Raw genomic sequence first — 13,509 nt, 5'->3', positions numbered from 1 at the left:
GGGTTATTGTTTTTATTTTTTGAAAACTACAGGTAAGATTTCGTTTCGTCTTAATCCGTATTTTCTGATTTCTTCTTCTGAAAAATTCTGGGAATAGAAATTGGGTTCTGTTTCAAAACCTGCTTTTCTCAAACGGTCGAAATAATCCATTCCGTACCATCTGACATGGTCATACTGCCCAAAGTGTTTCTGGCGTTCTTTGGGATCTGTAATGGAAAAATCTTCATAGGTTTTCTCCATAGAATTTCTCATCGGAACCTGTAGAATTCCCCAGCCTCCCGGTTTCATCACTCTGTAAAGCTCGCTCATAGCCTTTGCATCATCTTCGATATGTTCCAGAACGTGGTTGCAAAATACAATATCAAAGCTGTTATCTTCAAAAGGTAAGTCTAAGATGTCTGCTTTCACGTCTACAATAGGAGAAAAAAGGTCTGCAGAAATATAATTCAGATTTTTCATCATCTTAAATTTTCTCAGGAATTCCTGCTCGGGAGCAATATGCAGAACTTTGGCATTTTTAATAAAAAAATCGGTCTCATTCTGAAGATAAAGCCACATCTGGCGGTGCCTTTCAAGGCTCAGCGTTCCGGGGGAAAGTGCATTTTCTCTTTGCTTTCCATAGCCGTAAGGAAGGAATTTCCGGTAAGATCTCCCGTCGATAGGATCATAAAATTCATCTCCTTTGAAAAGCCGGTAAATAAGCGGCCTCGCCCAGATACTCATTTTAATAAGCATTGGGCGAGGTATTTTATTAAGTAAAAGTTTAGTTACTTTTTTCATTAAAAATCCAGTTGGAATGGCTTTTCTTCATCACTTACGATGCCTAAAGCTTCATAAACATATTTAAATGTAGAAAGCAGTACAGGTTTCCCGTTGATCACAGCTACATCATGCTCAAAGTGTGCAGAAGGCAGATTATCCAAAGTAGTTACCGTCCATCCGTCGTTATGGAATTTCACTTTTTCTGTACCCATATTTACCATTGGTTCAATAGCAATGGCAAGCCCGTCTTTGATTACTTTTCCGCTTCCCTGTCTTCCGTAATTCGGCACTTGAGGATCTTCATGCATCTGTCTTCCAAGACCGTGTCCTACAAGCTCTTTTACTACACCATAGCCTTCTTTTTCACAATGCGCCTGGATTGCATAGGAAATATCTCCTATTCTTTTTTCTCTTACACACTGTGCAATTCCTTTGTAAAGAGATTCTTTGGTTACCTGAAGCAGTTTTTTAACTTCAGGCTTTACTTCCCCGATTTCAAATGTGTAGGCATGATCTCCTACAAATCCATTAAGAATAACTCCACAGTCTACGGAAAGAATATCTCCTTCTTTAATAATATCGTTATTGGGAAAACCATGAACAACCTGCTCGTTCGGAGAAATACATAAAGAATTCGGGAAGCCGCCATATCCTAAGAAAGCGGGTTCTGCTCCGTGATCTTTAATAAAATCATGAGCCAGCTTATCAAGATACAAAGTATTGATTCCCGGTTTTATTTCTTTTGCAAGCATACCCAGTGTTTTGGAAACCAGGTGTGCACTCTCCTTCATCAAACGGAGTTCTTCTATTGTTTTTAATTGAATCATTGTATTAATTTACCAATGTATAAATGTAACAGTTTAACAATCTTACCAAGATAGTATTGCTATATTGTTATACTGCTCAATTGTTATATTATTTTTTCTACCAGAAAAGTCCTTTTTTCTTTTCTTTTTTTAGTTTTGAATATGCCAGAACTTCTTTTCCTTCTACACGGAATTCTATTCTATCCTGGATAATATTATAAATTTCGCCCCAGCCCGGGAATCCTCCCAAATTCCTGTCATCAATGAACCAGTCTGCATCCAGCTTTCTTGATTGATTGGCAGAATCGAAAACCTCTCCCTCAAAACTTGAGTTGACAGCATAAAACTCCACACCGTTATTTCTGCAGAATTCTACAGCTTCATCTAATGTTTTTCCATGTCTGTATGTCCAAAGGATTAATCTGTATCCTTCTGCCTGAAGTTTTTTTAAGGTTTCGAAAGCGAAAATTTTTGCTTTTCCAATTGCCGGATATGCATCATCAACGATAGTTCCGTCAAAATCAACAGCAATTTTTTTATTATTTAACATTTTGTCTTTTTTTAGCTTTGCAAAGATAAGAAATAAAAAGAGTGCCGAAAACGATGGCACTCTTAAGTTTTATAATTTAGGTAATATAGTACTAACTTTTCACCCAGCTGAACTGAAACTGAAGATCAGGAGTAGAAACCCTGTCTGTAATCTTCTGTAATCTGGCAGGCAGTTTCATTAGATATTCCTGAGCTTTTTCAGCTTTTTCGGTAAGTCCTTTTACGTGTTCAATCTTCCATTCATCCAACAGGTCTGATAAAATGTTGATATAATCGTTTCCAGTATATACCATACATCTCTGAGCAGCATCTGAGAAGTGTCCCCAAAGCTCTCCTGCTTTCTGTCCGGACTGTCTCATTAAGTGTGCAGGCATAACGATTTTCTTACGCATCATATCTTCGAAAGCAAGAATCATTTCTGATGGATCTATCTCAAGGATTTTGGCAACGAAATGTTTGTAAGCTTTGGCATGTCTGGCTTCGTCTGCGGCAATTACACCACACATTTTAGCCAGTTTCCCGTTTCCGGACTGTTTTGCCAATGTTCCTACTCTACGGTGAGAAATATTTGTAGCTGTTTCCTGGAAGCTTGTATAAATGAAGTTTCTGTATGGGTCCATGCTTGTTCCCAGATCAAAACCGTCGTTGATAAGATATTGAGTCGTGATTTCCACTTCTCTCATGTTTACTCTTCCGCACAGATAAAGATATTTGTTCAAAAGATCTCCGTGTCTGTTTTCTTCGGCAGTCCATGCTCTTACCCAGTTGGCCCAGCCTACTTTTTCTTCCTGGTTGATTCCTTCAACGCCCATTAACCAGGACTCATAGGAAGGTAATGCTTCTTCCGTGATACAGTCTCCTATCAGGGTTACAAAAAGATCGTAAGGCATTTCACGTGCAAAAGTCTGAATTTCTTCCAGGTCATATTTAAAATCTGAGCTTGACGGATCCGGCAGGTAGTCAGAAGGCTGCCATATTTTTTCAATTGGCGTTAAAAATTTATCCAGAAAAGAACTTACTTCCTTTTCCAACATTCCCATTACTTCTTTCCTAACAAGCTTTTGATACATCTTACTTTATAGATTTTAATTTGCAAAGATATGATTTATTTATTATTTGTGGCATAATAACATATGCAACTCATATAATGACTGATATAAATCATACAAAAATACCGCCATCTATATAATAACGACATTTTTCTGCCAATATTATTGAATTTTAACTAACTAAAATATCTCCTGTCATTACTTCAGGAACCTCCACTCCCATTACTTTTAAAATAGTCGGAGCTACATCTCCCAGTTTCCCGGGTTTTAAATTCCACGTATGGTCTTTATCCATCACAATAAATGGTACAAGATTCGTGGAGTGCTGTGTATTTGGTGTACCATCCGGATTAATCATTACATCTGAGTTTCCGTGGTCCGCCAGGATAAATACGGCATATCCATGTTCATAAGCAGCTGTTGCTACTTTTTCAATGCATTTATCTACTGTCTCGGCTGCCTTTACAGCTGCTTCAAAAACTCCTGTATGTCCTACCATATCTGTATTGGCAAAATTCAGACAGATAAAATCGGCAGTTTCATTTTCCAATTCCGGAACAATAGCATTTGTAATATCGTAAGCTGACATTTCAGGCTTAAGATCATATGTAGGAACATCTTTCGGGCTTGGACAAAGCAGTCTTCTTTCCCCGTTAAATTCTTCTTCTCTACCTCCTGAAAAGAAAAACGTAACGTGGGGATATTTTTCTGTTTCAGCAATCCTGATCTGTGTTTTGCCGTTTCTTTCAAGAATTTCCCCCATTGTTTCTTTCAACACTTCTTCATCAAAAACAACCTGTACATTCTGGAAGGTTTTATCATAGTTTGTTAAAGTGATATAATGAAGGTTCAGCTTACGCATAAAGAAGTCTGGGAAATCTTTCTGGGAAAGAACTTCTGTAATTTCCCGGCCTCTGTCTGTACGGAAATTGAAGCAGATCACCACATCGTTATCTATAATTTTAGCTACGGGAACTACATTTCCTGTTTCTGTTGTTTTAACCAGAATAATTGGTTTTAAGAATTCATCGGTTACATTGTTATCGTAGGAATCTTTAATAGCGGCAAGTGCGTCCGTAGTCTCCAGTCCTATTCCTTCTACCATAGCATCATATGCCAGTTTTACACGCTCCCATCTTTTATCACGGTCCATTGCATAGTACCTCCCGGTAACGGTTGCCAGTTTGCCGACTGTAGCCTGCATATGGTTCTGAAGTTCTTCTATAAAACCTAATCCTGAGTGCGGATCACAGTCTCTTCCGTCTGTAAAGGCATGTACAAAAACATTTTCATTCAATCCGAATTCATGGGCAGCAGTTAACAGACCTTTTAAGTGGTTGATATGTGAGTGTACCCCTCCATTGGAAACCAATCCTATAAAGTGTAATTTTTTATTTTCTCTTTTAGCATACTCGAACGCATCCTGAATAACCTGTTGCTGTCCCAGCGTACCATTTTCAACTGCCATATTCAGCTTTACAAGGTTCTGATAAACAACCCTTCCGGCTCCTAAATTCATATGTCCTACTTCAGAATTTCCCATCTGTCCTGCAGGAAGTCCTACGGCAAGACCGCTGGCTTCAAGGGTTGTATGTGGAAATTTCTGATAACAGCTGTCTATAAATGGAGTATTTGCTTTGTCTAGTGCAGAAACCTCAGGATTTGTTCCCAATCCCCATCCGTCAAGGATTGCTAATATTGCTTTTTTTGACATTTTTTATAACTTTTTTGTTATACAAATTTACCTAATTTCCGATGAATGAAAGAATTTGAAAGGTTTATTTTCAAAACATTCATCCGGGAATAAATTAATTAACTAAAAGCACTGTAAAAGCTTTAATCCTTTCATGATATTTTGTTATATATAAATTTTATTCTTCCTATACTATTAAAAAACTGCCGCAGAGATACGGCAGTTTACAAGATTCATAAAATCTTACATTAAGAATAGTCAAATATCTATCTTCTATATCTAAAAGTTTTACCCCTAACCTGATTTTGAGGGAATATCATTTGTGAATTTAGAACCTAAACTACGTGCTAAAGTGTTAAGTCAGGGGATAAAACAATGTATTATTTCTAGTTTGGCCTCATTCTGGGCATTGCTGTACTATCATTATGTGTTATTAAATATCTATAAGTTAAAGAGGATCAGCATTGTATTTATTCCCACTTGTGTGGACAATCTACTTTGGGAGCCTATATTATTAAAATCAAAAACCACTCTGTTTATTTAGCCAGATTCTCGATTTGTGTTAACTTGAAAATCTTGATGCAAATTTGAATTATTTGATATATTCTCTCAAAAAAACAGATATCACATAGATATTACATTATATTAAATAATTGATTTTCAATAACAAATAATTAAAACAGCACTAGAATAACAATTATTTCTACTTTACCCGGAATATCAAAGAAAATAGGAATTATAGTACATTATCCTGTATTTAACATTATTAATTAAAAAAATGGCCGGGAAATAACGAGCCCCGGCCAAGTTTAGAAATGAGGTACTTATATTTTAATCAATATTCTATTTTAGTTTTGAAAATTATTCCTTTTTTAATTTTGAAACAGCTTTTTTAAGCTCTTCTATTTCCTTCTGCTGCTCTTGTATAGCATTCACCAGAATTTTTGTAAGTGCACTTTCGTCCAGTTCTCTTTTATCTTTCAGTCCGCTTTTTGCACTGTCATCAATTACATTGATCATATAAGGAGCTACTTTTTCCACATCCTGTGCTATGAAGCCTACATACTGTTTGTTAAGATCCTCATATCCTGATTTCTCATTATATTTGTAAGTGACAGGTTTTAATTGGTTAATAACATTTAAACCGTCTTTAAAATCTGCAATATCCTTTTTAACCCTTCTGTCCGAAAAAGTACCCCAGCTTCCACCTCCCGGCTTATCTGCTGTACCATTTACAGAAAGTAAAGAAGTTGGAGAATCCGTCCCAATTCCAAGTGATCCCTTATTTGTGATCCTCATACGCTCCAGATAATGACCTCCCTGCGAAACTCCAAAAAAGAAGTCTTCATTGGTATTTGTACCATTACGTAAAGATCCAATCCCCCAGTTGGCTCCCAGTGCATTAGGCCCATTATTTGCAAAACCAATAAGAGCAAAATTACCGGCTGCCGCAGTGGCAGTATTTCTAACAGAAAATATAGGATAATCAATACCACCATTAGAAGCGTCTATCAAAGTATATCTGTTATTAACATATTCCGTTGCCACAACGTGAAATCTGTTCTCCGGTGTGCTTGTATTAATGCCGACATATCCATTGTCTTTAATTCTCATACGTTCAACATACTCATTATTGATCGGAGAATTACCAAAATAGAAATCTTCATTGGTATTAGCCTGATTACGGATTGATCCGATTCCCCAGCTTGCACCCAGTCCATTAGTCCCATTATTTGTGAACCCTAAAAGAGAAAAATTACCTGCCGCTACAGGGGAAGTATTTCTCAATGCTAATATAGGATACTTACCATTGCTGTTGGCAGCATCTATTAAGGTATACCTGTTATTAACACTTTCTGTTGTTACAATATGAAATCTGTTTTCCGGTGTGCTTGTATTAACACCAATATACCCATTGGATGCAATTCTCATCCGTTCAACATACTCATTATTGATCTGAGAGTTACCAAAATAGAAATCTTCATTGCTATTAGTCTGATTACGGATTGATCCGATTCCCCAGGTTGCACCAAATCCGTTAGTTCCATTATTTGTAAAACCTAAAAGAGAAAAATTACCTGCCGCTACAGGGGAGGTATTTCTCAATGCTAATATAGGATACTTACCATTGCTGTTGGCAGCATCTATTAAGGTATACCTGTTATTAACACTTTCTGTTGTTACAATATGAAATCTGTTTTCCGGCGTACTTGTATTAACACCAATATACCCATTGGATGCAATTCTCATCCGTTCAACATACTCATTATTGATCTGAGAATTACCAAAATAGAAATCTTCATTGCTATTAGTCTGATTACGGATTGATCCGATTCCCCAGGTTGCACCAAATCCGTTAGTTCCATTATTTGTAAAACCTAAAAGAGAAAAATTACCTGCCGCTATAGGGGAAGTATTTCTCAATGCTAATATAGGATACTTACCATTGCTGTTGGCAGCGTCTATTAGCGTATACCTGTTATTCACCGAATTGGTTGCCACTACCTGAAACTTATTTTCCGGCACCGTGGTTCCCAGACCAAAATTCCCGTTTGCCTTCAGTACCATGTCATTAAGCTGTTGAGTACCTGAAGGAGTACCGGATGCAGGGTTGTCTTTTGCCCCGTCTACATGAAAAGATCCCTGAGGGTTTGATGTGTGGATACCAATTTGTGAATAGGCAAATACCGGTAGTAATAGCATTGATGCCATTAACGAAACTCTGTTTTTCATTTTCGAAATTGTTTTGTGTTTATAGAATTATTAGGTTTTGTACAAACCTTTGTACAAAATTTATTATAAGAGCAGCCTGTTTATTTAACTGGATCAGTATAAACTTCTGTTTGTGGATATAAAAGAAATTGAAAATTGTGTTTTTTAATTAAAGCTAATTGAAGGATTATATTAGCTTAGTCTTGTTCGATTTTGAAGGTGTTTCTCAATAGTTCTCCATGTGTTAGTTTACCAGAATAGCGGTATTTTTAAGTACTAATAAAGAAAGTTTTAGCACTCCGGAGTCTTCCGCGAGGCTGTAGTAAATAATTTAAATGTAAAATTTTTGAGAAAACTGGTTTTAATACACTTTTTAGTGAATAATTTAATGTCAATAACATTGATGCTATCAGATGAGTCTTGGTTTTCATTTTTTTTCAAAATTGTTTTTTGGTGTTTACAGAATCATTAAGTCTTGTATCAAGCCTTTTGTATGAAATTCATTATAAGAGCAGATATGTTTGATCTATATAGATCAGTATAAATTTCTGCTCATAACGATGAAAAGGAATTTGATAAATTGTGTTTTTTACTTGATGAAAATCGTGATGCAAATTTGAAATATTTAACCTGTTTATTCAAAAAAAACACACATTACACAGATATTACTCAATGTTAAAATACTGATTATCAAATCAAAAACATCAGCAATATTCAGGAAATATTACTTCAATCCGTTTTAATTTCCTTTTTTAATGCCTATAAAAAGGTAAAAGAATCTCCCTTTTTATAGGCATCAAAGGCAAAAATAGACGCCTACTCTATTAAACTTCTTTAATTGCCGTTGATATTTTTCATCCAGAGATAAAGATCTTCTTCTGAAGAAATATTTAGTCTCTTTCTCAATCTGTTTTTTCTGGTCTGTATCGACTGAGGCTGAACAAATGTATATGCAGCAATGTCTTTGGAAGAAAAGTTCAGAAATAATAAAGCGCAGAATTTTAATTCGCTATTTTGCAATTGAGGCTGAATTTGTAGTAATCTTGGAAAAAAATCAGGGTAGACTTCCTGAAACCTTGTGAGAAATTCCGGGTCATTGTTTTTAGCCAGCTGAATTACCTGGTCAAAAGCAATATTTAGTTTTTGGCTTAATAACTTGTTTTCTTCATTTTTTACATCAAGAATCCTGTTCTTTTTATTTATTCTGTGATTGGCAAACAGAGCAGTACCCACAGAACAAATAACTCCTGAAAAAACAATATAAAATAAAAAACTGTTCTTCTCTTTCAACGGTTTCTGTTTTTCATCGACAAGAAGGTCAACCGTTTCTTTTAAATTTGATGTTTCCAGCTCTCTAAGACTATCAGTAAGGGCCGTATATTTACTTAAAGATTCTTTTACATTAACAATTTGTCCTGTTTTGTCATATGCTTCGGATATCAGTGAATACAATTCCAGTAATTTTTGGGGATTCTTTACCTTCGTGGCCAGCTCTATTCCTTTCTTATAATTAATAATAGCAGAATCATACTGTTTTTTTGAACTGTTAATCTGTCCCAGAAGTTTATAGGTTACAAATTCATTGTTTCCAAGATCCATTGATAAAGACCGGGCTGATTTTAAATAAAATTCCGTAGAATCTACTTTGGATTGCCTGAATTTTACACCGGCCAAATTCAATAATGCGATCTTCAGGTTTACCTTAAGACATAGATTTAACGTCTTTTGCAGCCTCAGTTCATGAATTGCCTTTTTCCCGTAAAACGTTGCTGAATCATAGTTCTTTTTCTCATTATAGTTCGTAGCCATATCTATCAGAGATAAAGTTCTGATATATGTTCTGGTGGAATCTGTCTTTATATTATTTGATAAGCGTAAATTTTCCTTAAGCTTCTTCAAAGCTTCATCATACATCTTAATTCCAAAATAATTATTACTGTACAATATATTTCTATTGATTTGGTCGGCCTCATCTTCATCGGTATTCTCATTTTGTATTTCCAGCAGTTTCAGATAATAAATGCTTTTTTTATACCTGTTCATTCTGTTGAAAGCATAAGCCAGGTTTACGCTTGCCACAGCTTTACCATGAAAGTAATTGATAGAATTTGCTTCTTCTAATATGGAGAGGTTTTCTTTAATAAAGTTATCTGTATCACTTGCAGTAATAAAGGCTTCAGTGTGTTTTATTCTTTTATCTATGCTTGCAGGTGTTATTTTTTGCTGAGCCAATAGTATACAAGGGAAAAATAAAATAAAAAATTTCATCATTTTATAGTGTTTATTTATGTCCGGAATTAAGAAATAGAATAAAAGCAATAAAGCATTCAACCAATAAGTACTATAAATGGAATTTAAACGATAGAAAACGTTTTATTTTCTCTTTAAATCTTGATTTTGTTGATGTTTTTATTGCTTCCGTCTTAAGCATTAGATTTACCAGGGGCAATGTTATAGATTTAAAAAGAAAAAGTATATTTTAAGGGCTATTACACAGGTATTACATTTACTTTTTTTCATGAAATCTTCCTGTCTTAAGAAAATTTGAATTTTCCGGCAAGAAAGAAGCAAAACACACAAAAACCTAATAATCAACCAGTTTAGCATAAAGACAACAAAAACACTCAAATGTCATATATAGGTACGGTCCATTTCTTTGCCCTGCTAGTCGCAAAGGTGTAACATTGTACAGAATTTTGGGTCGCAATAAATGATCCTTAAACCAATATTACCTTCATCCACTCAAATTTTAAATAAAGCTTTATTAAAACTCAAATGGCACCAGATCTTAAAGAAATTTATATCGGACAACTAATCAGACAAAGAGTTTCAGAATGTGATATTTCTGTGACCAGAATAAGTAAGTTTCTTAAATGCAGGGAAGAAGAAGTTGAAAAAATATATGAAAAAGAGTCTGTGGATGTTGATTTACTCTTAAAGCTGAGCAAATTGCTGGAATATGACTTCTTCAGACTGTATTCACAGCATCTTATTTTGTATTCACCACCTGCATCCGTGGCGTACAACAACAGTAAAACACAGCTCCCCTCTTTCAGAAAAAATATTTATACCAAGGAAATTATCGAATTCATGCTGGATCTTTTAGAAACCAAGCAGAAAACCAAAGCACAAATAATAGAGGAATATGGAATCCCTAAGACAACTCTTTATAAATGGGTAAGCAAATATAAAAAATGAAAAAGTCAGAAAACATGGTTAATACTCCTAACTATAAAAAAATTTATATTGATATTCTGGATAAAAATTATCCTCACAAAATATCTGTATGTCAAACAATATTAAATAAAAAAATGCTTTCTACCCTGGATATTATTACACTGAATAAAATCATTTTCGGAGAGAAAGACAGGGAATCTGTGACCTTCAACCAAAGGCATCGTTCTTACTGTGAAAGAACAATAATAGAAGTTCTTGAATATCAGAAAGAATATAATCTTAATAATACCCAGATTGCTTTAAAATTCAAAATGAGCCGCAACAGTCTTGCAAAGTGGAAGAAAAAATATCTTGTTTAATAGGAGTTCTTCAAGACTAAAAAATATAACCAGAAAAATTAAAGGCCTATCTTCGGAAAGGCCTTTTTTATTTGTTCTTTACTGTAGTCATTAAAATGCTACTTAAAAAAATCTTCAAATTTCATTTTATTAGCTTTGGTATATTCCATTATGTATTGGTCCAGAAAACCGCTTTCTTTAAGGAACAGAAGCGGATCTTCCATGTTAAGGATATCATGAATCGCTTTGTGCTTATCGGACTGTTTATTAAAATAAGCTTCTGAAATTTTATATCCCATCCAGTATCCGAGATCATTGGGGCGGTCATCTTTTTTACTGGTTCCGTAAAGCCAGTCTATATAGTCTTTCTTCTTCAGCACCGTTACAAATTCTCTGCATAATTTATCCGAATTTGTTTCTCCATATTTATAAAACGGACTGTTATTAGTTTCTCCCGATACCAGTTCACTGATAAAATCAGCACTTCCTTCACTCATTATATACTTTAATAAATTATCATTTCCTTTGATATCCTGTTGAAAATGGATTAATTCATGAGAAGCAAGCCCTACAATGCCATCCAGATTCTGAAGGGTTTCTGTCCCGATCATAATTCCGTCTTTGGAAAACGTTCCTCCCGTATTATATCTTCCGTATACAAAATATATAGGTGGAAATTTAGCTTGCGGATACCAATACTTCAATGCACTGTAAATAGCTTTGATCCGTCTTTCCTTTTGATTGAGTCCGGTCAGAACATTCCTGCTTTTCAGATAGTCTTCTTTTCGCTTTTTCACTGTTGAGTACAATGAATCTGCATTGATGATCCTATATTCCGTAAAACCCTTTACTCCCGGAGAACCGTTTTTCATATATTCATCAAAAGGATTTTTGTCTGAAGTCCCCATTTTGTCAAATGCCTTCCAGAAATTATCGGCATCTTTTGTTTCGAATACAGCATTCAGCGGATCACTGGAAAACCCTGACTGCGCATGCATTGTCCCGGAACTCAAAATAGCTGCAGCAAAAAGATGTTTCATTTTAATTTTCATAGTTGAATTTAAGTATATTCAAATCTAAACTAACAAAATAAGAAAATATTATCCGTTCCAAGTAATTTTTAACCTCATCAGTGATCATTTATAAATTATTATTTAATTTTGCTCTATGGATTTACGAGATCAGTTAAAGAACCTTTTTCCTGACCATGAAGAGCAGGATTTTGAAATGCCTAAAGAAGAATTTAAGCAGCAGGAACCTCTGGTGTGCAAATTTGAGAAAAAGGGCAGAAACGGCAAGCCTGTCACAATTGTTGAAGGCTGGGAAGGCAGTGAGGAAGATTTAAAGAAAATCTCAAAAAAAATAAAAACCACCTTGGGAATAGGCGGTTCAGAGAAAGACGGAACGATCATTATTCAGGGCGATAATCGTGATAAAATAATGAATATCCTTAAAGAAATGGGATATAAAACCAAAAGAGTCGGCGGATAGATCTAGAAATAGATCTGGGTTTCCGGCATCAGGTTTTTTAACCGTTCAATCTTGTTTTTTTCTATAGGATTTCCTGTCAGAATAAGGGTCTTCAGTTTTTTCAGCTGTCCTATTTCAACAGGAAGATCTTTCAAATCATTATTGGCCAGATTCATACTGACTATATTTTTCAATCCTTTTATTCTTGGAGATATTTCTGTGATATGGTTGCTGCTTACATTCAAAAACTCCAGGTTTTGTGCTTTGAACAGATTATCCGGAAGTTTTACAATAGCATTCTGCTGTAGTTCCAGATATTTTAATTTTTTAGGAAAAGATAGGTTTCCCAAATCATTGATCTGATTTTCAGACAGATTGAGAAACTTTAAATTTTTGATCTTATATAAACGGTCAGCAATACTACTGATCTGATTACCCTGAAGGTTAATTTCTTCCAATGCAGGAATTTCCATCAGTGCTTCCGGAAAAACATTCAGGTTGTTGGCATCAAAATGTACTGCCTTTAAATTTTGAAGTCTGGCAATATTCGGGTTGATGCTGGTCAGGCTGTTGAGATTCATTGAAAAAGTGTTCAGTTTTTTCAGATTTCCAATTTCATCGGGAATGTATTTGATACTGTTTTCATTCACATTCAAAATTTCCAGCTCAGTCAAACCAAAGATTTCCTGATCCATTTTCTCAAGCTTATTTCCCATGATGTTCAGGAAAAATAAAGAGCTGAGTTTTGAGATCTGTGGAGGAAGATTAAACAGTCCTTTTTCCCTGAAACTCATACTGTAGACTGTCTTTTCACTTTTCAATGCCTCATCAATACTGGTAAATGTAGGATATTTTACAGGGTCTATCTGTGCCCTGATCTGGCATAGAGAAAGAATTGAAATAAATAAAACAAGCTTTTTCATAGAGTAAAAGTTTCGGCGGCGGCTTTGCCG

General features: G+C 35.0%; 12 protein-coding genes. 3 read left to right on the top strand and 9 right to left on the bottom strand.

Annotated elements, in window-relative coordinates:
• Positions 1-12 precede the first annotated feature (12 nt).
• From ACQWU4_RS00670 to ACQWU4_RS00640, 7 genes are all read right to left on the bottom strand, one after another.
• The gene (locus ACQWU4_RS00670; RefSeq protein WP_429933844.1) at positions 13-780 is read right to left on the bottom strand and encodes a class I SAM-dependent methyltransferase; all 768 of its coding nucleotides are present in this window, start codon (positions 778-780) and stop codon (positions 13-15) included.
• Positions 780-1,589: a type I methionyl aminopeptidase gene (gene map / locus ACQWU4_RS00665; protein WP_429933843.1), complete on the bottom strand. Its 810-nt coding sequence runs from the start codon at positions 1,587-1,589 to the stop codon at positions 780-782. Before map ends, ACQWU4_RS00670 begins: the two co-directional genes overlap by 1 nt.
• A 97-nt stretch (positions 1,590-1,686) precedes the next feature.
• A complete protein-coding gene (locus ACQWU4_RS00660) occupies positions 1,687-2,118 on the bottom strand; it encodes a BT0820 family HAD-type phosphatase (RefSeq protein WP_429933842.1) in 432 nt (143 codons plus the stop codon).
• Positions 2,119-2,209: 91 nt separating this feature from the next.
• Positions 2,210-3,187 (bottom strand): acyl-ACP desaturase, encoded by a 978-nt coding sequence (locus tag ACQWU4_RS00655; protein WP_429933841.1) that lies wholly within the window; start codon positions 3,185-3,187, stop codon positions 2,210-2,212.
• A gap of 151 nt (positions 3,188-3,338) precedes the next feature.
• Positions 3,339-4,880, bottom strand: a complete 1,542-nt coding sequence (gene gpmI, locus ACQWU4_RS00650; protein ID WP_429933840.1) for a 2,3-bisphosphoglycerate-independent phosphoglycerate mutase — start codon at positions 4,878-4,880, stop codon at positions 3,339-3,341.
• 840 nt (positions 4,881-5,720) lie between these two features.
• Positions 5,721-7,592 (bottom strand): tail fiber domain-containing protein, encoded by a 1,872-nt coding sequence (locus tag ACQWU4_RS00645; protein ID WP_429933839.1) that lies wholly within the window; start codon positions 7,590-7,592, stop codon positions 5,721-5,723.
• Between the two features lie 813 nt (positions 7,593-8,405).
• Positions 8,406-9,842 carry a tetratricopeptide repeat protein gene (locus tag ACQWU4_RS00640; protein ID WP_429933838.1) on the bottom strand — a complete coding sequence of 479 codons (1,437 nt, stop codon included), beginning with the start codon at positions 9,840-9,842 and terminating at the stop codon, positions 8,406-8,408.
• 504 nt (positions 9,843-10,346) lie between these two features.
• On the opposite strand from ACQWU4_RS00640, the gene ACQWU4_RS00635 reads away from it, so the two are divergent.
• Together ACQWU4_RS00635 and ACQWU4_RS00630 are read left to right on the top strand one after the other, a co-directional pair.
• Positions 10,347-10,769, top strand: coding sequence for a transposase (locus ACQWU4_RS00635; RefSeq protein ID WP_429933837.1), 423 nt, complete (start codon positions 10,347-10,349; stop codon positions 10,767-10,769).
• Complete coding sequence (locus ACQWU4_RS00630; RefSeq protein ID WP_429933836.1) at positions 10,766-11,107, top strand: helix-turn-helix domain-containing protein; 342 nt, start codon at positions 10,766-10,768, stop codon at positions 11,105-11,107. Before ACQWU4_RS00635 ends, ACQWU4_RS00630 begins: the two co-directional genes overlap by 4 nt.
• Before the next feature lie 98 nt (positions 11,108-11,205).
• Here the strand turns inward: ACQWU4_RS00630 and ACQWU4_RS00625 are convergent, their stop codons facing one another.
• Positions 11,206-12,126: a DUF2268 domain-containing putative Zn-dependent protease gene (locus ACQWU4_RS00625; protein WP_429933835.1), complete on the bottom strand. Its 921-nt coding sequence runs from the start codon at positions 12,124-12,126 to the stop codon at positions 11,206-11,208.
• Between the two features lie 127 nt (positions 12,127-12,253).
• Here ACQWU4_RS00625 and ACQWU4_RS00620 point away from each other — a divergent pair, with 127 nt between their 5' ends.
• Positions 12,254-12,577 carry a translation initiation factor gene (locus ACQWU4_RS00620; protein ID WP_429933834.1) on the top strand — a complete coding sequence of 108 codons (324 nt, stop codon included), beginning with the start codon at positions 12,254-12,256 and terminating at the stop codon, positions 12,575-12,577.
• A gap of 2 nt (positions 12,578-12,579) precedes the next feature.
• On the opposite strand, the gene ACQWU4_RS00615 is transcribed toward ACQWU4_RS00620, so the two are convergent.
• Complete coding sequence (locus ACQWU4_RS00615; protein ID WP_429933833.1) at positions 12,580-13,479, bottom strand: leucine-rich repeat domain-containing protein; 900 nt, start codon at positions 13,477-13,479, stop codon at positions 12,580-12,582.
• Between the last annotated feature and the right edge of the window lie 30 nt (positions 13,480-13,509).

This window comes from Chryseobacterium sp. MIQD13 (assembly GCF_050496705.1).
In the GTDB taxonomy this organism is placed as follows: domain Bacteria; phylum Bacteroidota; class Bacteroidia; order Flavobacteriales; family Weeksellaceae; genus Chryseobacterium.
This window is presented reverse-complemented; position numbering and strand designations above follow the sequence as displayed.